Consider the following 20,653-nt stretch of genomic DNA (forward strand, 5'->3'; position numbering starts at 1 on the left):
CGACGGTTGAACTTTCCAGAGCCGTCTATCCTCAGAATGCTGTAACAGCAACGATCCAAATTCATTCCAAAAGGAGCCACCATGAGCATCGTCAAGAAAGCATCCGCCCACTGGGAAGGTGATCTGAAAAGCGGTATCGGCAGCATCTCCACGGAAACCGGCGTGTTGCGCGAAGCACCTTACGGCTTCAAGGCACGTTTTGAAGGCGGCAAAGGCACCAACCCGGAAGAACTGATCGGTGCAGCCCACGCAGGCTGTTTCTCCATGGCCTTGTCCATGATCCTCGGAGACGCAGGCCTCAAGGCTGAAAGCATCGATACTCAGGCTGAGGTGTCGCTGGATCAGGTAGAAGGCGGTTTCGCGATCAGCGCTGTGCATTTGACCCTCAAGGCCAAAGTGCCAGGCGCCACCCAGGATCAGTTCGACGAACTGACCAAAAAGGCCAAAGAAGGCTGCCCTGTTTCCAAGGTACTGAACGCCAAGATCACCCTGGACGCGACATTGCTGAGCTGATTCACAGCCAGCCTTGCGGGGGCGCCTTGTGCGCTCCTGTATCTGCTGTATAAAGCTGGCTTGCTTCATCGGTCATGCGTTGGTTGACGCATGGTTTGATTATGATCAGGAGTCGAGCATGAAACGTTTTATTCTGGCAGCGACCTGCACCCTGCTGGCAACCAGCGCCCTGGCGGCACCGAAGTCCTGCGAAGAGCTCAAGGCTGAAATCGAAGCCAAGATCCAGGCCAACAACGTCACGTCCTACACGCTGGAAATCGTGAGCAACGAAGAAGCCACCGATCCAAGCATGATCGTCGGCAGTTGCGACAACGGTACGAAAAAGATCATCTATCAGCTCAACGGACGCTGATCAGATGCAGTGCACCCCGCCCTCTTCTTCCTCCTCGGCCACCACCTTGTGCTCTGCATCGTAAAGCCAGGCATCGACACTGTTCGCCAGTGAGCGTACCTCCAGCACATAACGCTGCCCGGCAGCGAAGTGGTCGTAACGAACACTGACGTAACAGGTGATCTCGGTGTACTCGTCGCCGATCATCCCCATGCCGCCCGAGCGGTACTCATAGTCATAACGCACCTGCAACTCATGGCTGCCCGGCGTGACCTGAAAGTAGCGCCCGTCGTAAGTGTTCTTGCCATCGAGCTTGTCGCCCATGATCAACTGGCCGGTGATGGTGCGCATGTCGACCCACGCCATGTCCGGATTGACGGCAGGCAAGGGACCGGCGCATCCGGCGAGGGTGGCTAGAGTGAATGCGGTTATCAGTATCAAAAGACGGTTTGGCACCGAGGTGTACCTCTGTTTAAAAAGGTTTAGTGGCAACCGTTGACATGACCTGCTGTTGGCCATTCATCCAGTTTGCAGAAACTGCGCAGCGTGTTTCGGTCAAGCGTTGGATAACGGCAAAATCGCTTCTCAGGTTTCGTGAAAAGATTGGCTCATGATGAGCAATTCGATTTCGAAGCAACCGGATTTGTTCGAGATCAGCCGCGATCTTTGCTCGGTGGGCAGATACAGTGAAGCACTTTTCGAGGTTTGGAAAAAAGCGGTACAGATAAGGAGCCCAGATACGGCCTTCAAACCGTTTTGTGAACATTTTTTCCCAAAAGACGAATTTCAACTCTGCGATAACTGCGCCGGTTGTGCCACATTTCTGTCGGGCTCTTGCAAGCTCTTGTTTTGGCTTGAAAATCGGACCTGTAACATTGGGCAAGCTCTGCTCGAAGCCGGGACTCCAAGGCCACTCGGGGCCGTAAACCGAAGCGATTGCGTCTGCAACACCGTTACGAACGATCACCTCGCACAGGTGTAGAGGTGTAAGGAACGCTGCAGAGACGAGGGCGTTCCAGGCATACAAGGTGATGGCCTCATCAAGACCCCGGCCCACAGCGCGCGCTGCGTTTTCATACGTCGAAATCCGGGCAGAGGAAATGGATAATCTGATTGCCTTTGCGACCTCTAAAGCTGACATTGACGACAACTGCAAATCTCCCTATAGTCTGCCCACTTGCCGAGGGTCTAGCTGGCTTATGCCTCCCCCCACGGACAGATGATATAGCAATACCTAAAGCCCACCTGCACGGTGGGTTTTCTGTTTGTGTCTAATGAAAATAGCTTTTTACACGGGCGCACAGCCTGGTACGTTCCGGCTCGTCCGTGGTTTGAGTCTCCATACCCTTCAATCCTCATAACAGTTGCACATCCCCACTCCCCTCCTGCATAACATCACCGTACCCAAGCCACCAAAGTCCTTCCCTTCATGGCCACATTCTCCCTGCCACGCCTTCGCCACCTGCTAGCGCTGACGGCCGCCACGCTGCTTGCCGGCTGCTCCAGCGTTTCCTACTACGGCCAGTTGGCGCAGGGGCAGTGGCAGTTGCTGCAGGCGCGCGAGCCGGTGGAGAAGATCGTGGCTGATCCGACTCGGGATGCGGGTTTGCGCGAGCATCTGGCCCGGTCTCAGTTGGCGCGGGCGTTTGCCAGTGAGCATTTGCATCTGCCGGACAACAAGAGTTACCGCCTGTATGCGGATCTGGGCCGCCCTTATGTGGTGTGGAATGTGTTCGCGACGGATGAGTTCTCGCTGGACCCGGTCACGCATTGTTTTCCGATTGCCGGGTGTGTCGCGTATCGCGGTTATTACAGCCCTGGCGGGGCGCGTGGCGAGGCGGCGTTGCAGCGGCAAGCGGGCAAGGATGTGTATTTGAGTGGCGTGGAAGCCTATTCGACGTTGGGTTGGTTCAATGATCCGATTCTCAGTTCGATGATGGGCTGGGGTGACGAGCGTCTGGCCACGCTGATTTTTCATGAATTGGCGCATCAGCGTTTTTACGTGAAGGACGACACGGAGTTCAACGAGTCCTACGCCAGTTTCGTCGAGCAGGAAGGTACGCGGCAATGGCGTGCGGCGCGGGGATTACCGCCGGAGAGTGTTTCGCAGTCGGCGCGGCGTGATCAGTTTACCCGGTTGGTGCTCGACACCCGGGAGCGACTCAAGGCGCTTTATCGTCAGCCGCTGTCGGCCGAGGTGATGCGCGCGCGCAAGGCTGAAGCATTCGAGCGGATGCGCCGTGACTACCGCGCGTTGCGGGATGAGCAGTGGGCTGGCGACAAGCGTTTCGATGCCTGGATCAACAGCCCGATGAACAACGCCAAGCTGCTGCCTTTTGGTCTTTACGATCAATGGGTGCCAGCGTTCGAGGCGTTGTTCAGGCAGGTGAATGGCGACTGGCAGGCGTTTTATCGCGCTGTGGAGACGTTGGGCGCGATGCCGGTCGAGGCGCGCAAGGCGGCGCTGCGGGCGTTGATGCCTTGAAGCTCCTGTGGGAGCGAGCTTGCTCGCGAAGAGGTCGGTACAGCGCCCACACAAAGGGCGTTTGAACCGCGGTCTGCGCGAACAAGCGAAGCGTCGCCCCGGCTCGCTCCTACGGCCTTCGGCCAGAATTGAAGGCCGACTGAGTGCAGAGCGCAGTATTAATAGCGGGCCTCAACCCTTATCAAACCCCTCAGCCAGGTGCTGATCCTTGAGCTTCACGTAATTAGTCGCGCTGTACGGGAAGAAGGCGATTTCCTTTTCGGTGAGTGCGCGCACCTGTTTGACCGGGCGACCGACGTACAGAAAGCCGCTTTCCAGCACTTTGCCCGGCGGCACCAGGCTGCCGGCGCCGATGATCACCTGGTCTTCGACAACCGCGCCATCCATGATGGTGGTGCCCATGCCGACCAAGATGCGGTTGCCGATTGTGCAGCCGTGCAGCATGGCCTTGTGACCGATGGTCACTTCATCGCCGATCAGCAGTGGAAAACCGTCCGGGTTGAAGGGGCCGGCGTGGGTGATGTGCAGCACGCTGCCGTCCTGCACGCTGGTGCGGGCGCCGATACGGATGCGGTGCATGTCGCCGCGCACCACGGTCAGCGGCCAGACGGAGCTGTCGGCGCCGATTTCGACGTCACCGATTACCACCGCTGAATGATCGACAAAGGCCCGTTCGCCGAGGGCTGGGGTGTGCTCCTGAAACTTGCGAATGGCCACGATAGGCTCCTTCTTTGGCAGTGATAGGCGTGTAGAGCGGGTTTGGTTGCTGCGGTCGGCGTCGATTGTAATTAAGATGGCTGAGTGTTTCTTCAAGGCAAGGTGCAAAACCGTGAGCGCGAACAACCCTCTTCTGCAATCGTACGACCTGCCACCCTTTTCGGCGATTCGTGCCGAGCATGTCAAACCTGCTATCGAACAGATCCTGGCGGATAACCGTGCCGCGATTGCCGACATCCTCGCCAAACAGGGTTCGACACCGACCTGGGCCGGGCTGGTGCTGACCATGGACGAGCTGAACGACCGTCTGGGCGCTGCCTGGAGCCCCGTCAGCCACCTCAATGCCGTGTGCAACAGCGCCGAGCTGCGCGAAGCGTATGAATCGTGCCTGCCGGCCTTGAGCGCCTACTCCACCGAGATGGGCCAGAACCGCGCACTGTTCCAGGCCTATGAAGCTCTGGCCAATGGCCCGGAAGCCGCCGGTTTCGACGTTGGCCAGAAGACCATTCTGGAGCAGTCGCTGCGTGACTTCCGCCTGTCCGGTATCGATCTGCCGCCCGAGCAGCAGAAGCTTTACGCCGAGGTGCAGAGCAAACTGTCAGAGCTGGGCAGCCAGTTTTCCAACCAGCTGCTCGATGCCACTCAGGCCTGGACCAAGCTGGTCGCCGATGAGTCCGCCCTCGCCGGCCTGACCGATTCTGCCAAACAGCAGATGGCCGCCGCGGCCAAGGCCAAGGATCTGGAAGGCTATCTGATCACACTGGAGTTCCCGAGCTACTACGCGGTGATGACCTACGCCGAAGACCGCGCACTGCGCGAAGAAGTCTATGCGGCGTATGCCACCCGCGCGTCGGATCAAGGCCCGAACGCGGGCAAGAACGACAACACGCCGGTCATGGAGCAGATACTCGACCTGCGTCAGGAACTCGCGCAATTGCTCGGCTATGCCAACTACGCCGAGCTGAGCCTGGCGACCAAGATGGCCGAGTCCAGCGATCAGGTGCTGAGCTTCCTGCGTGACCTGGCCAAGCGCAGCAAGCCTTTTGCTGCCCAGGATCTGGAGCAGCTCAAGGCTTATGCCGCCGAACAGGGCTGCCCGGATCTGCAAAGCTGGGACAGCGGTTTCTACGGCGAGAAGCTGCGTGAGCAGCGCTACAGCGTTTCCCAGGAAATCCTGCGTGCCTACTTCCCTGTCGATAAGGTGCTCGGCGGTCTGTTCACCATCGTTCAGCGCCTGTACGGCATCGAGATTGCCGAGCAGAAAGGCTTCGACACCTGGCATCCGGATGTTCGTCTGTTCGAGATCAAGGAAAACGGCCAGCACGTCGGGCGCTTCTTCTTCGATCTGTACGCCCGCGCCAACAAGCGTGGTGGTGCCTGGATGGACGGCGCGCGTGACCGTCGCCGTACGGCGCAAGGCACGTTGCAGAGCCCGGTGGCCAATCTGGTGTGCAACTTCACACCCGCTGTTGCCGGCAAGCCTGCGCTGCTGACCCACGACGAAGTGACCACGCTGTTCCACGAATTCGGTCACGGCCTGCATCACCTGCTGACCCGCGTCGAGCATGCCGGTGTATCCGGTATCAATGGCGTGGCCTGGGACGCCGTCGAGTTGCCGAGCCAGTTCATGGAAAACTGGTGCTGGGAGCCTGAAGGCCTGGCGCTGATTTCCGGTCATTACGAAACCGGCGAGCCACTGCCGCAGGATCTGCAGGAAAAGATGCTCGCTGCCAAGAATTTCCAGTCCGGCCTGATGATGGTGCGTCAGCTGGAGTTCTCGCTGTTCGATTTCGAACTGCATGCCACGCATGGCGACGGCCGCAGCGTGCTGGACGTGCTGGAAGGCATTCGCGACGAAGTGTCAGTGATGCGTCCGCCTGCCTATAACCGTTTCCCGAACAGCTTCGCGCACATCTTCGCAGGCGGTTACGCAGCCGGTTATTACAGCTACAAGTGGGCTGAAGTGCTGTCCGCCGATGCGTTCTCGAAATTCGAGGAAGACGGCGTGCTCAACGCTGAAACCGGACGCGCCTTCCGCGAAGCCATTCTGGCACGTGGCGGTTCGCAGGCACCGATGGTGCTGTTCGTCGACTTCCGCGGACGCGAGCCGTCGATTGACGCATTGTTGCGTCACAGTGGCTTGAGTGAGGACGCGGCAGCATGACCGATACACCGGTAGTCATTACCAAGAAACGCTTTATCGCCGGGGCGGTGTGCCCGGCGTGCAGCGAGCCTGACAAACTGATGATGTGGAACGAAAACGACGTGCCGCATCGCGAGTGCGTCAGTTGCGGCTACAGCGATACGCTCAACGAGCAGGGTATTTCGATACCGAAGGAGTTGGGTACGCGGGTCAACAAGGCGGTGGTCAAACCGGCTGATCCCAAGGTTCAGGGTGTGCAGTTCTTCCCGAATCCGAAGTTGAAGAAGCCGGTTGATCTGGGGTGAATTGAGATTCATAACACTCAAAAAGACGCTCCTTTCGAGCGTCTTTTTGGCTAAGCTGTGAGTCAGTTCGTCAGAAGAATAAATGTTTTTGCCAGCTCACTCATCAACTCGACATCTCTCTTATCATGATCTCCGTCCCCGTCGGTATCGAGTTGGCCTGAAACCTTATCAAAACTTCCGTCTTTATTCGGGTCACTCACAAAAGCTGAATAATCCAGATTTCCATCTTTATAAATTTCAACAACTACCTCAAGAATACCGTCACCCTCGGTAACTTTTCCGTCAGCATCAAGGACCTTAAAGTCTTCCGCTGAAATATTGACTACTCTTTTGCTCATTGTTAGATCCTCAGTCAGTAAGATAAGTGCTAAGTAGTTCGTCAGTGTTTAAGTCGATGCGGACAGCGCTAGATTCGACGCTGCTTTACCAGTCAGCCAGTTCAGCCACCTTCTTCCTGAAGGCCAGCGCCAGCGCCGTCAGCACTTCCTCATCCCTGCCCAGTTCGCCGCGAATCTTGTGTTTTCCCTGCGGGTGCAGCCTGACCCAGGCGTGTTCCTGCAGGTCATCGTTTTCGTAAAATTCAATGGCTATTTCAGGATGGTCATGTTCCTCAATGTCTTCAGCCCACAACCGAATCTCATACTTGGCCATCACCCACCCCGTCGTCAGGTAAATGCGCCAGTACCCGATAGCCGAGTTGGCGTTTCGCTACACTAGGCCTGAAGAAAAAGGGCGTCTACTGGCAGAAGTAACAGGTGGTTTTTTGTACAGGGCGGGAAGGTAAGACGCAGAATCGCAACAACGCTGCGGGGGAAGCAGGGACAAGCGGTGAGCACCACTTGCCCCTGGCAGGCAAAACGTCAGTCTGCCGTCTGCAGCCTGCGCTTCTCGGTCAGACGACTTCTGCCGTACAGCACTGCAATTGCGATCAGGGCGATCGCCTGTGCGCCGAGCGAGTACAGGTCGGCGTGAATGCCCAGCCAGTCGAACTCGAAGAACGGCACCGGCCGTGTGCCGAATATGCCCGCCTCCTGCAGCGCCTTGACGCCGTGACCGGCAAACACCACGGACAGTGCGCAGAGCAGCGCAGCGTTGATACCGAAGAACAGCGACAGCGGCAGCTTCGCCGAACCGCGCAGGATGACCCACGCCAGGCCCACGAGCAGCACCAGCGCCGTGGCACCGCCCGCCAGCACGGCATCGTGCCCGGCAGGGCCTGCCTGCAGCCACAGGGTTTCGTAGAACAGGATGACTTCGAACAACTCGCGATACACCGAGAAGAACGCCAGCAGCGCGAAGCCGAAACGACCGCCGCCGCCGACCAGGCTGCTTTTGACGTAGTCCTGCCACGCAGCAGCGTGACGACGGTCGTGCATCCACACCCCCAGCCAGAGCACCATCACACTGGCGAACAGCGCGGTGGCGCCTTCCAGCAATTCCCGTTGTGCGCCGCTGACGTCGATGACATACGCCGCGAGCGCCCAGGTGGCCAGCCCGGCCAGCAGTGCCAGGCCCCAGCCGATGTTGACGCTGCGGACGGCAGACTGCTGGCCGGTGTTGCGCAGAAACGCCAGAATCGCCGCCAGTACCAAAATCGCTTCCAGCCCTTCACGCAGCAGGATCAGCAGGCCCGAAATATAGCTCAGTGACAGGCTCAGGCCGTCGCTGCCCAACAGGTCCGCCGACTCCTTGAGCTTGCCCTTGGCTGCTTCCAGCTTCTGCGCAACCTGAGGTAGCGGCATGCTGTCCTGCAAGGACTGCCGGTAAGCCATGAGGCTCTTTTCAGTGTCCTTGCGCACATCGGCGTCGACGTTATCCAGCGAGCTTTCGACCAGCTCGAAACCCTCCAGATACGCCGCGACCGACAAATCGTAGGCCTGTTCGCGATCACCAGCCTTGTAGGCTGCCAGGCTCTTGTCCAGCGTTACACTGGTGTAATCCAGCAGTTGCGCCGGGCCGCGCTGCACCTGAGGTGGCTGCGCGCGCTGAGCCCGGAAGGTGGCGGTAGCGTCCGGACCTTCGGCAGCCTGGACCTCGGCCGGTGTCTGGCGAGCCAGATCGGCGAGGTTGAAGGTCTTGGCTGGCTGGGCGACAGGTTGTGCGCTGAAGCTGGCGATATAGGTCGCGATGTCCCAGCGCTGGCGATCGTCCAGCTGATCGGCGAACGCGGGCATATCGGTGCCGGCAATACCCAGCCCGGTCGCGTTGTAGAGATCGTAGAGACTCAGGCGATCCAGCCGCGCGGTATCCCGCAGGTTCGAGGGGGGCGGTTCCAGGCCGATGCCTGCCGGTCCATCCCCTGCACCGCTGTCGCCATGGCACACCGAACAATTCTGAGCGTAAAGGGGCGCGCCACGGGCGGGGTCGGGCGTAATGGCCGGGGCCTGACTGATCTCATAGGCAAGCGCGAGCTTCGCACTCAACTGCCGCGCGTGACGCGTGACCTGCGCAGCGTCCTGTCGACCCGCCACAGCGCTTTTCAGCTGGGTTACCGCCTGCTCCAGAGCCTCACGCTCGGCGCGCTGTGGCAAGGCAACGACCAAGCCCTGCAACGCAGCCAGGTTATCGACCTGTTGCTGATATTTGGCGGTGTCCACAACCTTGCCGTCCGCCACGGTCGCCGGATAATCGGCCCCCAGGTAATCGAGCAGATGCAGCGCCTGGGCTGCACCCTCGACCGGGTCGGCCAGCGCAATGCAACTGCCCAACGCCAGGAGCGGCAACAGTAACCAGGCAAGAAAACGAGAATGGACGGGCATTGCAGAATCTCGACGGGAATGCGAAGCGTTGCATTGTTAACGCCGCAACGGCACTACTCAATAGTCGAGGTCCATTTTTGTTACAGAATCTTACATTCAGCCTTCAGTTGCCCTGAGCAAAACGAGTGTCTGCTCAGGGCTCGAGACCGACACGTTTCAGGTCGTACTGCGATGCAACGTCGCGAGGAAACCTGCCGCGCCCACGAACAGGCTGGCGAAGGTGCGATTCATGCGACGTTGCTGGCGAGGCGTCTTGAGCAGGCGCAGCACTTTGGATGCCAGCCCGGTGTAGCCCGCCATCACGATCAGATCGACCACCACCATGGTCGCCGCGATGATCGCGTACTGGATGAGCAGCGGAGCGGCCGGGTCGATGAACTGTGGCAGGATCGCCAGAATGAAGATCAGCGCCTTGGGGTTGCTGATATTCACCAGAAAACCACGCAATACCAGCGTCATCGGTTTGCCCACCGGGCGCACGGCAGATTCATCGGCCAGGTCGGCTGGCAGGGCGCGCCATTGCTTGATGCCGAGATAGACCAGATACGCGACGCCAAACCATTTGATCAGCGTGAACGCCATATCGGAGGCCGCCAGCACTGCACCCAGACCTGCCGCGACAATGGCGATCTGTGCCACCAACGCAATCTGCAAGCCCAGGGCATTCCAGTAGCCACGCAAGAAGCCGTATTGCAGGCCGCAGGACATCGAAGCGATGGCGCCCGCGCCGGGAGACAGACTGATAATCCAGCAGGCCGCAAAAAAGCCCAGCCACGTTTCAAGCGCCATCGTGCACCTCAAGCAAAGTCGAATGCGCAATAAATTAGTGCTTAATGCTTTGCAAGGCTAACGATTTCTAATCCTGCTCATCCGGCTGCTTTGCAACCACCATCTGCGGAAACAGATCGCTGCCACGCCAGCGGCGCACCGACTTCTGGAAAAACTGGCTGTTGGGCACCTGAACCAGCGCGCCACCGGCCTCTGGCGTCTCGATCAGCGTGGTGAACATCAGATTGATGGCGACCACCCGCCCCTTCACGCCCGGCTTGTCCAGCGTATCGACCAGCTCGACCATGTCACCGATGCGGAACGGGCCGATGGTGAAGATCAGAATGGCGCAGAGCAGGTTCGACAGCACGCTCCACATGGCGAAGAACGCCACCGCCGCAACGGCGACGAAGCCGGACAGTGCCGTCCACAGCACCGTGGCCGACACCCCGAGTCGGCCCAGGACGAGGACAAAGGCGCTGCCCATAATGAACCAGCGCAGGCCGCCGCGAACCGGCACCAGCAATTCTGGCGGCAACGGATAACGCTCGCCCAGACCGGTCAGAAAACCACCGACGATGCGTTGCAGTACGTAACCGGCCAACAGGATCAGCAGAATCTGCGCCCCCACCAGCAGCGGTTCAAGCCAGTATGCGGATACTGGCAAGCCCAACATGTCCATCACTTGCCTGCCTCGCTCACGACAATGCTTCCAGTTCGGCCTGCATTGATTCCAACAGTTCCAGCGCTTGCATCCAGGCGTCTTCCAGCTCGGATTCACGCACTTTCAGCTTCGCCTGTTCGGCCAGCAGATCGCGCAGCTTGTCCTTGTTGGCCGCCTCGTAGTTGGTGCTGTCAGCCAGTGCTTCTTCGACCTTGGCGAGTTTCTCATTCACCAGCCCGAGATCACGCTCCAGCTTGTCGGCTTCGCGCTTGTGCGGCGCCAGTTGCTGACGCAAGGCCGCTGCCTGCTGGCGCTGGGCTTTCTTGTCGGTCTTGTCGGCGTTGACGGGCGTGTTGCTGACCGGCGCGTTGCGCAGCCGGTAATCGGCCAGCCAGCGCGTGTAGTCATCCAGATCGCCGTCGAACTCCTGCACGCGGCCGTCGGCCACCAGCAGGAAGTCATCAGTCGTGCTCTTGAGCAGGTGCCGATCGTGAGACACCACCAGAACCGCGCCACCGAACTCCTGCAAGGCCATGGTCAGCGCCAGGCGCATCTCCAGGTCGAGGTGGTTGGTCGGTTCGTCGAGCAGCAACAGGTTGGGCTTTTCCCAGGCGATCAGTGCCAGCGCCAGACGGGCTTTCTCGCCACCGGAAAAATTCAGCACCGGCTCATCCAGGCGCGCACCACGGAAGTCGAAACCGCCAAGGAAATCGCGCAGCGTCTGTTCACGCTCGGTCGGTGCCAGGCGCTGCAAGTGCAGCAACGGCGTCGCCTTGGCGTCCAGTGAGTCGAGCTGATGCTGGGCAAAGTAGCCCACGGTGAGGTTTTCGCCACGCACCAGCCGACCGCTTTGCGGCTCAAGCTCGCCGGCGAGGTTTTTGATCAGCGTCGACTTGCCTGCGCCGTTCGGACCCAGCAGGCCGATGCGTGCGCCCGGCGTGAGTTGCAGCTTGACCTTCTCGAGGATGGTCTTGTCGCCATAACCCAGACGCGCGTCGGACAGATCCAGCAATGGGCTGGAGATCTTGTCGGACTCACGGAAAACGAAGTTGAACGGCGAGTCGACATGCGCGGCGGACAGCTCTTCCATGCGCTCCAGCGCCTTGATCCGGCTTTGTGCCTGACGGGCCTTGGTGGCCTGGGCCTTGAAGCGCGCGATGTACTTTTCCATGTGCGCACGTTGCGCCTGTTGCTTCTCGTAGGCCTGTTGCTGCTGGGCCAGACGTTCGGCACGGGCGCGCTCGAAGGCGCTGTAGCCGCCGCGATAGAGAGTGATCTTGCGTTGCTCGACATGGGCGATGTGATCGACCACGGCATCCAGAAAATCCCGGTCGTGGGAAATCAGCAGCAAGGTGCCGGGGTAACTCTTGAGCCAGTCTTCAAGCCACAGAATGGCGTCGAGGTCCAAGTGGTTGGTCGGTTCGTCGAGCAGCAGCAGGTCCGAGGGGCACATCAATGCCTGCGCCAGGTTCAGGCGCATGCGCCAGCCACCGGAGAAACTGCCGACCTGACGCTCCATCTGCTCGTTGGTGAAGCCCAGCCCGGCCAGCAGCTTGCGAGCGCGTGCGTCGGCGGTATAACCGTCGGCGCTGTCGAGCTCCGAATGCAGACGTGCCTGAGCGGCGCCGTCCTGCGCGGCTTCGGCCTCGGCCAGCGAGCTCTGCACTTCCCGCAGGCGCTCGTCGCCATCGAGCACGTAATCCACGGCCAGGCGTTCGAGCGTGTCGACCTCCTGGCGCATGTGCGCGATACGCCAGTCGGCGGGCAGCAGGCAGTCGCCGGCATCCGGCGTCAGCTCTCCACGCAGCAGGGCAAACAGGCTGGATTTACCGGCGCCATTGGCACCGATCAGACCGGCTTTATGGCCGGCGTGCAGAGTCAGCTCGGCGTCTTCTAGCAGACGTTGCGGACCACGCTGTAAGGTAAGGCTTTGAAGTCGAATCATAATGGCGGCGGAGTCTACCAGCTTCGTCCTGAACAGGTGGATCACTATGCCTTCAGCGCTCTGGAGTTTCACCCTCGATTTCTACGCCCGGCCGGGTGTGGAACAGGCTTGTCTGACGCTGCAAGCCAACGGGGCCAACGTGTGCATGGTGCTTTGCGGGGTGTGGCTGGGCACGCGCGACGTGGCGTGTGACGTTCAGCGAGTGGCGCAAATAAAGCAGTTGGCGACACCCTGGCATGACGATGTGGTGCGTCCGCTGCGGGATTTGCGTAACCAATGGCGCAACGCGGCGCTTGAAGATGCGTTGCTCACCCCATTACGAATGAAGGTCAAGGCACTGGAACTGGAGGCCGAACAGGGCCTGATGATGAAGCTTGAGGCCCTGACCGGGGATTGGCCGGCAGGTGAGGCGAGGAATGCAGAGGAGTGGCTGCTCGAGCTTGCCGAAGGGGACGCAGAAAAAAACCGCGATGCGCTGCATGTGCTGCGCATCGCGGTTGGACTTGCCGTCGACCAGACTTAGGAAGCGCTGGTTGGCGTTGCGCCGTTGGCAGGTGTTGCCGGTGCGGCGGCTGGCGCAGCAGGTGCAGGCGTTGTCGGCTTGGCTGCAGCAGGTGCTGGCGTGGCCGGTTTGGCGGCGGCTGGCTTCGCTGCTGGCTTGACCGCAGGTTTGGCGACAGGCTTGGCCGCTGCTTTCACAGGTGCCTTGGCAGGTGCTTTGGCCGGGGCCTTGACGGGCGCTTTTGCCGCAGGTTTGGCGGTCGCCGCTTTAGTTGCTGCTGGTTTGGCAGCGCTGCTGGCGGTGGTCTTGGCAACCGGCGCCTTGGTGGCAGCCGGCTTGGCCGCAGCCGGTTTGGCGGCAGTTGTCTTCGCTGCGACAGGCTTGGCTGCTGCAGTCGTGCGAGCGGCCGGTTTGGCAGCGGCTTTTGCCGGAGCCTTGGCAGCAGCGGTTTTGACCGCTGGCTTGGCAACTGCGGAAGGCTTGGCTGCGGCTTTGGCGACTGGCTTGGCGGCGGCCGCTTTAACCGGCGCTTTCGCTGCGGTTTTTGCGGGAGCTTTGGCAGTGGGTGTCTTGGCAGCGGCTTTAGGCGCGACAGGCTTGGCGTCGCGAGTGGTCAGGATCTTGCCGACCGCCTCTTTCACGCGGCCAATACCCTGGGCCAGTTTCAGGCTTTCCTGGGCATCACGCTTGAGGTGCAGGATGTAAGTGCGGGTTTCGGTCTGACGATCCTTGAGAGCGTCCAGCAACTCTTCCAGCTCGGACACGGCACCTTTGGCCTTGGCCTGCGCCTTGGATTTTCCGGCGGTGGCAGCATCCTGCAGCTTGATGCGGGAGTTGTGCAGTTTTTCCTGCGCCTTGCCGCGTTGTTTCTCGAGCTTGGCGAGCAGTTTCTCGGCATCAGCCAAGGCTTGGGAACAGGCGTCTTCCAGATGTTCAAGCAAGCTGCCCGATAATTGTTGGAGCAAATGCAACGGAGTATTTACTGGCTTCTTTTTGGCCGACATGACTTACCTCCTGGGTGACGAAATTGCGGCTCATACTAGGCTTCTGCGCGCATCGCCGCTAGGGCATCTTGACAGCATCCATGGGTCCCTGTTGCATACTGAGAGAAATGATTGCTCGACACGATGCAAAGGCATTGTGAAATTCACGTCACAAGACTCGTCACTACTCGCGCTGGCGCAGGCATAATCGCTGCCTTCCCAGGCCGGAGAGCATTAATGTCGCGCTACCTGTTAACGTCGTTGTTCCTCTTGCTACCCCTGGCTCAAGCCGCCGAGTCGCCACCTGCGTCCAGTGACGGCCATGACCTTGCCTACAGCCTGGGTGCAAGCCTTGGCGAGCGGTTGCATCAGGAAGTCCCTGACCTGGACCTCAAGGCGTTGGTAGAAGGCCTGCAGCAGGCTTATCAGGGCAAGCCGCTGGCGCTCAAGCAGGACCGCATCGACCAGATTCTGCGTGAGCATGACGCCGCTATCGCCCAGGCCGAGACTGCCGGTACGGACGCGCCGACCGAGGCGGCCCTCAAGGCCGAGCGCACGTTCATGGACAGCGAGAAGGCCAAACCGGGTGTGAAGGTGCTGGCTGACGGCATTCTCATGACCGAGCTGACCCCGGGTACCGGCCCCAAGCCCAGTGCCGATGGCCGGGTTGAAGTGCGTTATGTCGGTCGTTTGCCAGACGGCACGATCTTCGATCAGAGCACCCAGCCCCAGTGGTTCCGACTCGACAGTGTGATCAGCGGCTGGACCAGCGCCTTGCAGAACATGCCGACCGGCGCGAAGTGGCGGCTGGTGATCCCTTCGGATCAAGCCTATGGTGCCGAGGGTGCTGGCGATCTGATCGATCCGTTTACCCCGCTGGTATTTGAAATCGAGCTGGTTGCGGTTTCACAGTAAGCGGGCGTAAAACCGGCGTTCAGACATGCGAAAGGGTGCGATAAGCACCCTTGGCGTGTAGCGCTGTCACCGACACGGTCACGCCTGAGCGGCGATCTCTTCCTTGTGCGAGTTGTGCAGCACTTCGATCAGGCAGTCTTCCAGCTCGAAACGCTCGTGCAGCAGTTGACCCAGCTGATTGAATTCCCGGGCTACCACCGCCGCATCCGAGCAATCGCCCTTTTCGCAGCGATCATTGAACGTCAGGGCAAACTTGGTGATGACGTCCAGACGTGGATAGATCGTGTCTGCCAGTTCGAGCCCACGCTCGTCATTAAACGCCCGGGCTTCATCACCCAGTTGTTCGTAGACTTCAAAGTGCCCGGCAGAGACGTAATCCACAAGAATCCCGCAGAAGTTCTGCAGGCCTTCGAGGTCGGCTGCCAGCGCTTCGGGCGTGTCGCCCAGCGCATCGTAGGCTTCGACCAGTTCGAGACGGCTTTGAAGCCAGCGATCGATCAGCTTGTTCACTCCGCCCCAGCGTTCCTGAGCATTCTGACAACTTTCCAGCATGGTCTTCTCTCTTCCCTTCAGGGGCATGCAGTCCTGTGCCGGTCCGGGTGATTGGCCGGGACCTGGCCTGATAGATGCGTCAGGACAGCATATTTCCAGTGACGCGTGCGGCCCAGATTATGCCCGCTCGACAAGGCCATCAAGGTACGCAGGAGATAAAGTTCATACAAGCGTTTAATAGCCGCCCCGATCTCTGGTCGCCAGCCAGTGGCTGAATTCGCTGAAAAGAGGATACAGCGGCAACAGCGCCAGACCCGTAAATCCCAGCAGACTCCACTCCGGCAGGCTGATACCGAACAGTGTCCAGGTGATTTCGGCGCAAAACAGCGCGTCGCTTCGCAGCCGGTCGATGCACATGTCCAGAGAGAGCAGGCTCAATACATGCTCCAGTCTGGTAATAACAGGTATCAATTGATCGGCCGAAGCGGTTTGCAACCACACTTGTATGCCTGCTGTGGCAAGCCCGGCCAGGGCGACCAGCAGAAGCGCCAGACTGTAGCGCCGCGTGCCAACCGGGCCAGGGGCGTGGCAGGCAGCACAGAGCGCCAGCACGCCACAGACGATGAATGCAGCCCGTTGCACCATGCACAGGGCGCAAGGGTCGAGACCGACAGTTTGTTGCAGGTAAAAGGCGACGCCAATGATTGATGCACAGGCCAGCGATGCCAGGAAAAACAGGAAGCGTGTGCGAGCCAGATACATGGCAAATCCGTAACAAAGGACGAGACGATTACGGTAGAGGAAAGGGTGCGGCGCATTCAAGGTGGCGGCGTACGGATACGTCGCTGTTTACCGAGGAAAAAGAACACACCGCTGCGTGGTTCTTTTACACATGTATGTAGGACGATTCTCACGCATTGATCTGACGGGCTGGCGAGGCAGCACGGAGAGCCCTCACCGAGGACTCTCCGCTGGATTCACGTCTTGGTCAGCACCGGCAAGGGCCGCGACAGGAGTCGCTCGTCGAGCAGGCCCAGGCCTTCCTGAAACAGCTGATTGCTGCGATCCGTCTCACCCAGTTGGCCCAGCAGACGAGCCAGCTCGGCGCACGTTTCGGGATTGCGTTCCATGCGCAGACTGCTCTCCAGATAATCCCGCGCCTTGCCCCACAGGCGGCCTTGCAGACAGATACGTCCCAGGCTCAGCAACAGGCTTGGATCAGCAGGATGGTGCTTGAGCCAGCCTTCCGCCGTTTGCAGCTGCTTCAGCGGGTCACTGCCGCGAACCAGCCCGTACAGGCGCGCCAGATGGCTGTTGTACTCGCGCTTGAGGGCGCTACGAAGCACCTCTTCAGCCTGAGCTTCGGCACCCAGACGGCGCAATTGATCGGCATACGCCAGCACCAGTTGCGGCTCCTGGCGTTGCGCGGAACCCAGTCCCTGCCAGGCGCTTTCCAGGGAAGGCAGACCGGTCGGTGCGCCTTCGATCCCTTCGCGGTACGCCGCCAGGCTCAGGTTCTCGCCCCAGGCGCGGCGTTCCAGCTCGGCCAGCTCCTTGGGTGGCAGGACCTTGTCCTTGCGCAGCTCCGGCATCAGGCGCACCACATCGGACCAGTCACCACGCTGCTGATAGAGGCGTTGCAGCTGACGAAGCACCTGTGGGTTGTGCGGATGACGCTCTTTCATGGCCAGCAGTGTGGTCAGCGCACCTTCGGTGTCGCCACGGTCCTGCTGCAGTTGAGCGTGATTCAGTGCAATCGCCAGCTCGGCTTGTGGCTGACGCTCGAGCGCGCGCTCCAGCAAGGCGTCGCAATCTTCGTAACGACCCTGCTCGTTGGCAGCACGTGCAGCGCCGATGTAGTAGAGCAGCGGATGAGTGTCGGCTTCGGCCGCGCGTTGCAGATGACGCTGGGCGCTGGACCAGCGGCCTTCGGCAAGATCCATCTGGCCTTGCTCGATAGCTATTTGCACGCGACGGCGGCGGTTGCGGCGCGACCATGGGTTGACCACGCGGCCTGAGGTCGTCAACAGGGTGATCAGCAGCCTCAGCAGCGCGATCACCAGCAGTGCAACGACCAGCAACGCCAGGGTTGCCCACAGGCTCGATTCATAGCGGAAGTTCTGGTAGGCGATAAGGACATAGCCGGAATGCTCGGCGATGGCGACCCCGATCAGCGCCGCAGCGGCGATCGCGATGAATAACAGCACATAGAAGCGCTTCATCGGCTGGTCCCCTGTTGCGCCTCGGCTGGCTGGCCGGCAGCGTGACGGCGTTCAAGGTAGGCCTGCACGGCGCTCAGGGTCGGTGCCAGATCCGGTGTCTTCACCGATACCGGCTGGCTGGCAACGGCATCAAGCCCTTGGCCGAGCGCCTTGCCCTGTGGGTCGTCCTGATCGAAGTTGGCTTTCAGAACGCTTTGCGCTTCGGTGATGGCCTTGGAGTAAACCTCGGGCTCGCCGTTAAGCGCTGCCCACTGCGCCTGCTCCAACGCCAGGCTCAGGGCCAGACGCACCTGCGAAAGGCTCTGGCCGGCGAGTACCGGGCGGATGTCCTTGTCGGCGTTGAAATCGATGCGGAAGTAATGGGAGATCTCGTCCCACCACTGTGACCAGCGGCTGGTTTCGGTCTTGTCGGCGGTCAGCCCCAACAGTGACTCGCCTTTGTCTTCGTATTCGGGAGCCAGCTTGTTGAGCTGCACAGCCTGCTCACGCAGAGCAGCCAGTTGCAGAAACAGCCCGGTACGGTCCGGCTGCTCGACGCTGCGCAGGGCGGCAAGGCTCTTGGCCAGTTGCTCGCGGGCCGCGAAGGAGCCCGGATCGTCCTGCTCGCGCAGAATTTCGTCGGCACCCTGAACCAGCGCCTGCGCGCTGTTGATGTCCTGCAGCGCTGAAAGGCGCAGGCTGGCCAGACGCAGCAGATGCTCGGCCTCGGCCAGACGCCAGTCCTTGCGGCTCGCCCCCAGTACGGTTTCGAGTCGCTGGCTGAGGCGTTGCTGATCGCCTTGCAGTTGCGCGACCAGACGTTGACTGTCTTCCAGCTGATTGGCGGGCGGGAATTGCGCGATGCGTGCGCTCAGTTGCTGGTCATTCTGCGCCAGCACCAGAGTCTGTTCGGCGATGTCCTCGACCTGTCCGCGCTGTTGCTGGTGCCCGGCCTGCAACATGCGCAGTTGCCAGACTCCCCAGCCGGCGACGGCGATACCGGCAATTGCCAGCAGCAAGGCCAGGAACACCAGGCCACTGTTACGGCTGCCGGTGCGCTCGGTGCGGACTGGCTCAGGCTTGGATGCAGGCGTTTTCAACACCGATTCTTCGTCTTTAGGCAAGGCTGTTTCGCTCACGTATCCCATCCTTTGCATTTTGGCGTAATAGCGTAAACGACAGGTGTCGATCATTACGCCTTGACGGCAGGCTGAGGTTGTTCCCGCAACGCTGCCAGCAATGCCGTGGCGCTGGCGCCACGACAATCAATAACGGTCCTTGCTCCGGCTGCCCGCGCAATGCTGGCAACCCTGGGGCTCGGTACAAAAAGCGGCAGATCGGCCAGGTCCGGCCATGAATCCCCCGCCAACTGAAGCAAATGTTCAAAACCCTGCCCACTGCTGACCACCAGCCCGTTCAAGCGTTCCACCGCGACACGTTGCGCCAGGGCGCCGGGCGCATGCTGCGGCAGGTAGCGACGATACAGCGGCAGGTAATCAACGCCCACCCCCAGCGCGCGCAGTTGCTCGGCCAACAGCTCGCGCCCCTCGTCGCCGCGCATGATCAACACACGGCTTCCCGGTACGGCAATCGCCTGTTTGAGGCGCGGCAGTTCAAGCAAGGCTTCGCTGTCGTCGCCCTGCTCCGGCCAGCTCGCATCAAGCCCGTAATCGAGCAGTATCTGCCCGGTTGCTGAACCCACACTGAACCAGGGTTGCAAGGGCGGTTGCGGCCATACTTCGTCGATCAGTTCGATGGCCAGTCGCGCGGCAGGTTTGCTGACCACGATCACTGCACAATAATTGAGCAGCTCGAAAATGATCGAACGCTGTGCAGGCGTCAAGGGCAACGGCTCGGTTTCAAGCAGGGGCAGGCTGCTGCTGAAGATACCGTCCTCGGCCAGCACCCTGGCCAGCGCTGCCGACTCTTCGGCCGGGCGGGTCAGCAGCAGACGCCAGCCATTCATTCGTTATTGGCCTCGCCGTAGACCGCTTTCAGGATGTCGGCGGCGCCCTGCTCCAGCAGCGCTTCGGCCACCTGCACACCCAGTGCCTGGGCGGATGTCTGGGGTGCCCGAGCGTCCGCGTGCAGCAACACGCTGCCGGACGGATCGCCCACCAGGCCGCGCAACCAGACGTCATCGCCTTCCAGCACGGCGTAGCAGGCAATCGGCACCTGACAGCCACCGTTGAGGTGCTTGTTCAGCGAACGCTCGGCAATCACGCGCACGGCGGTGTCTTCGTGATGCAGAGGGGCAAGCAGTGCATGAATTTCGGCGTCGACGCTGCGGCATTCGATACCCACCGCGCCCTGGCCACCGGCTGGCAGGCTGTCATCGACGCTGATCGCCGAGGTGATGCGGTCTTCGAAACCCAGGCGGATCAGGCCAGCGGCAGCGAGGATGATGGCGTCGTATTCGCCGGCATCCAGCTTGGCCAGACGGGTATTGACGTTGCCGCGCAGGAAACGGATCTGCAGATCGGGTCGACGCGCGAGCAACTGGGCCTGACGGCGCAGGCTGGAGGTGCCGACAATGCTGCCCGCCGGCAACTGGTCCAGGCTGGCGAAGGTGTTGGAGACGAATGCATCGCGCGGGTCTTCACGCTCGCAGATGCAGAACAGGCCCAGGCCTTGTGGAAAATCCATCGGCACGTCTTTCATCGAATGCACGGCGATGTCGGCGTTGTTTTCCAGGAGCGCGGTTTCCAGCTCCTTGACGAACAGCCCTTTGCCACCGATTTTCGACAGCGGGGAGTCGAGCAGTTTGTCGCCACGGCTGACCATGGGCACCAGCGTCACGAGCAGGCCGGGGTGGGCCTGTTCCAGGCGGGCCTTGACGTATTCTGCCTGCCAGAGTGCCAGCGCGCTTTTGCGAGTGGCGATGCGGATTTCGCGAGAGGACATTGAACAATCCGTACTGAGTGAATGCG

Annotated in this window: 23 protein-coding genes; 7 read left to right on the top strand and 16 right to left on the bottom strand. The window is 60.5% G+C overall.

Annotated features, from left to right (window positions below; all coding sequences use genetic code 11):
• Positions 1-81 precede the first annotated feature (81 nt).
• Both P406_RS06150 and P406_RS06155 read left to right on the top strand, forming a co-directional pair.
• The gene (locus P406_RS06150) at positions 82-513 is read left to right on the top strand and encodes an OsmC family protein (RefSeq protein ID WP_029571825.1); all 432 of its coding nucleotides are present in this window, start codon (positions 82-84) and stop codon (positions 511-513) included.
• Positions 514-631: 118 nt separating this feature from the next.
• On the top strand, positions 632-865 hold the full coding sequence (locus P406_RS06155) for a DUF1161 domain-containing protein (protein ID WP_003318449.1): 234 nt from the start codon (positions 632-634) through the stop codon (positions 863-865).
• On the opposite strand, the gene P406_RS06160 is transcribed toward P406_RS06155, so the two are convergent.
• Together P406_RS06160 and P406_RS06165 are read right to left on the bottom strand one after the other, a co-directional pair.
• Positions 866-1,300: a PA0061/PA0062 family lipoprotein gene (locus P406_RS06160; protein ID WP_082100720.1), complete on the bottom strand. Its 435-nt coding sequence runs from the start codon at positions 1,298-1,300 to the stop codon at positions 866-868.
• A gap of 16 nt (positions 1,301-1,316) precedes the next feature.
• Entirely contained in the window at positions 1,317-1,985 is a 669-nt protein-coding gene (locus P406_RS06165) for a hypothetical protein (protein WP_046235670.1), read from the bottom strand.
• Between the two features lie 288 nt (positions 1,986-2,273).
• Here P406_RS06165 and P406_RS06170 point away from each other — a divergent pair, with 288 nt between their 5' ends.
• Entirely contained in the window at positions 2,274-3,329 is a 1,056-nt protein-coding gene (locus tag P406_RS06170) for an aminopeptidase (protein ID WP_046235671.1), read from the top strand.
• A 171-nt stretch (positions 3,330-3,500) separates the two neighbouring features.
• Here the strand turns inward: P406_RS06170 and P406_RS06175 are convergent, their stop codons facing one another.
• The gene (locus P406_RS06175; protein ID WP_003413811.1) at positions 3,501-4,046 is read right to left on the bottom strand and encodes a gamma carbonic anhydrase family protein; all 546 of its coding nucleotides are present in this window, start codon (positions 4,044-4,046) and stop codon (positions 3,501-3,503) included.
• A gap of 76 nt (positions 4,047-4,122) precedes the next feature.
• On the opposite strand from P406_RS06175, the gene prlC reads away from it, so the two are divergent.
• Both prlC and P406_RS06185 read left to right on the top strand, forming a co-directional pair.
• The gene (gene prlC / locus P406_RS06180) at positions 4,123-6,210 is read left to right on the top strand and encodes an oligopeptidase A (RefSeq protein ID WP_162234420.1); all 2,088 of its coding nucleotides are present in this window, start codon (positions 4,123-4,125) and stop codon (positions 6,208-6,210) included.
• The gene (locus P406_RS06185; RefSeq protein ID WP_003340062.1) at positions 6,207-6,494 is read left to right on the top strand and encodes a YheV family putative zinc ribbon protein; all 288 of its coding nucleotides are present in this window, start codon (positions 6,207-6,209) and stop codon (positions 6,492-6,494) included. Before prlC ends, P406_RS06185 begins: the two co-directional genes overlap by 4 nt.
• Positions 6,495-6,556: 62 nt before the next feature.
• On the opposite strand, the gene P406_RS06190 is transcribed toward P406_RS06185, so the two are convergent.
• The 6 genes from P406_RS06190 to P406_RS06215 all read right to left on the bottom strand — a co-directional run bounded on the left by P406_RS06190 (position 6,557) and on the right by P406_RS06215 (position 12,630).
• A complete protein-coding gene (locus P406_RS06190; RefSeq protein WP_046235673.1) occupies positions 6,557-6,832 on the bottom strand; it encodes a hypothetical protein in 276 nt (91 codons plus the stop codon).
• 85 nt (positions 6,833-6,917) lie between these two features.
• Entirely contained in the window at positions 6,918-7,145 is a 228-nt protein-coding gene (locus P406_RS06195) for a hypothetical protein (RefSeq protein WP_003367743.1), read from the bottom strand.
• A 209-nt stretch (positions 7,146-7,354) separates the two neighbouring features.
• Positions 7,355-9,253 (bottom strand): cytochrome c/FTR1 family iron permease, encoded by a 1,899-nt coding sequence (locus P406_RS06200; RefSeq protein ID WP_046235674.1) that lies wholly within the window; start codon positions 9,251-9,253, stop codon positions 7,355-7,357.
• A gap of 156 nt (positions 9,254-9,409) precedes the next feature.
• Complete coding sequence (locus tag P406_RS06205; RefSeq protein WP_046235675.1) at positions 9,410-10,042, bottom strand: LysE family transporter; 633 nt, start codon at positions 10,040-10,042, stop codon at positions 9,410-9,412.
• Between the two features lie 67 nt (positions 10,043-10,109).
• A complete protein-coding gene (locus P406_RS06210; protein WP_003421571.1) occupies positions 10,110-10,703 on the bottom strand; it encodes a mechanosensitive ion channel family protein in 594 nt (197 codons plus the stop codon).
• Between the two features lie 16 nt (positions 10,704-10,719).
• Entirely contained in the window at positions 10,720-12,630 is a 1,911-nt protein-coding gene (locus P406_RS06215) for an ATP-binding cassette domain-containing protein (RefSeq protein ID WP_024663565.1), read from the bottom strand.
• Positions 12,631-12,676: 46 nt separating this feature from the next.
• Between P406_RS06215 and P406_RS06220 the strand changes: the two genes are divergently transcribed.
• Positions 12,677-13,153, top strand: a complete 477-nt coding sequence (locus P406_RS06220) for a TIGR02444 family protein (protein ID WP_046235731.1) — start codon at positions 12,677-12,679, stop codon at positions 13,151-13,153.
• Here the strand turns inward: P406_RS06220 and P406_RS06225 are convergent.
• Positions 13,150-14,136: an AlgP family protein gene (locus tag P406_RS06225; protein ID WP_046235676.1), complete on the bottom strand. Its 987-nt coding sequence runs from the start codon at positions 14,134-14,136 to the stop codon at positions 13,150-13,152. The genes P406_RS06220 and P406_RS06225 overlap by 4 nt on opposite strands.
• A gap of 216 nt (positions 14,137-14,352) precedes the next feature.
• On the opposite strand from P406_RS06225, the gene P406_RS06230 reads away from it, so the two are divergent.
• Entirely contained in the window at positions 14,353-15,030 is a 678-nt protein-coding gene (locus tag P406_RS06230) for an FKBP-type peptidyl-prolyl cis-trans isomerase (protein ID WP_003413829.1), read from the top strand.
• A gap of 78 nt (positions 15,031-15,108) precedes the next feature.
• On the opposite strand, the gene P406_RS06235 is transcribed toward P406_RS06230, so the two are convergent.
• From P406_RS06235 to hemC, 6 genes are all read right to left on the bottom strand, one after another.
• Positions 15,109-15,582, bottom strand: coding sequence for an Rsd/AlgQ family anti-sigma factor (locus P406_RS06235; RefSeq protein ID WP_003340038.1), 474 nt, complete (start codon positions 15,580-15,582; stop codon positions 15,109-15,111).
• Positions 15,583-15,756: 174 nt separating this feature from the next.
• Positions 15,757-16,284: a disulfide bond formation protein B gene (locus tag P406_RS06240; protein WP_046235677.1), complete on the bottom strand. Its 528-nt coding sequence runs from the start codon at positions 16,282-16,284 to the stop codon at positions 15,757-15,759.
• Positions 16,285-16,499: 215 nt separating this feature from the next.
• Positions 16,500-17,744, bottom strand: coding sequence for a heme biosynthesis protein HemY (locus P406_RS06245; protein ID WP_046235678.1), 1,245 nt, complete (start codon positions 17,742-17,744; stop codon positions 16,500-16,502).
• On the bottom strand, positions 17,741-18,862 hold the full coding sequence (locus tag P406_RS06250) for a uroporphyrinogen-III C-methyltransferase (RefSeq protein WP_046235732.1): 1,122 nt from the start codon (positions 18,860-18,862) through the stop codon (positions 17,741-17,743). The genes P406_RS06245 and P406_RS06250 overlap by 4 nt, the downstream gene beginning before the upstream one ends.
• 53 nt (positions 18,863-18,915) lie before the next feature.
• Positions 18,916-19,689 (bottom strand): uroporphyrinogen-III synthase, encoded by a 774-nt coding sequence (locus P406_RS06255; protein WP_046235679.1) that lies wholly within the window; start codon positions 19,687-19,689, stop codon positions 18,916-18,918.
• Complete coding sequence (gene hemC / locus P406_RS06260) at positions 19,686-20,627, bottom strand: hydroxymethylbilane synthase (RefSeq protein ID WP_003318426.1); 942 nt, start codon at positions 20,625-20,627, stop codon at positions 19,686-19,688. The genes P406_RS06255 and hemC overlap by 4 nt, the downstream gene beginning before the upstream one ends.
• Positions 20,628-20,653: the final 26 nt, after the last annotated feature.

This window comes from Pseudomonas syringae pv. coryli str. NCPPB 4273 (assembly GCF_000972175.1).
GTDB lineage: Bacteria > Pseudomonadota > Gammaproteobacteria > Pseudomonadales > Pseudomonadaceae > Aquipseudomonas > Aquipseudomonas syringae.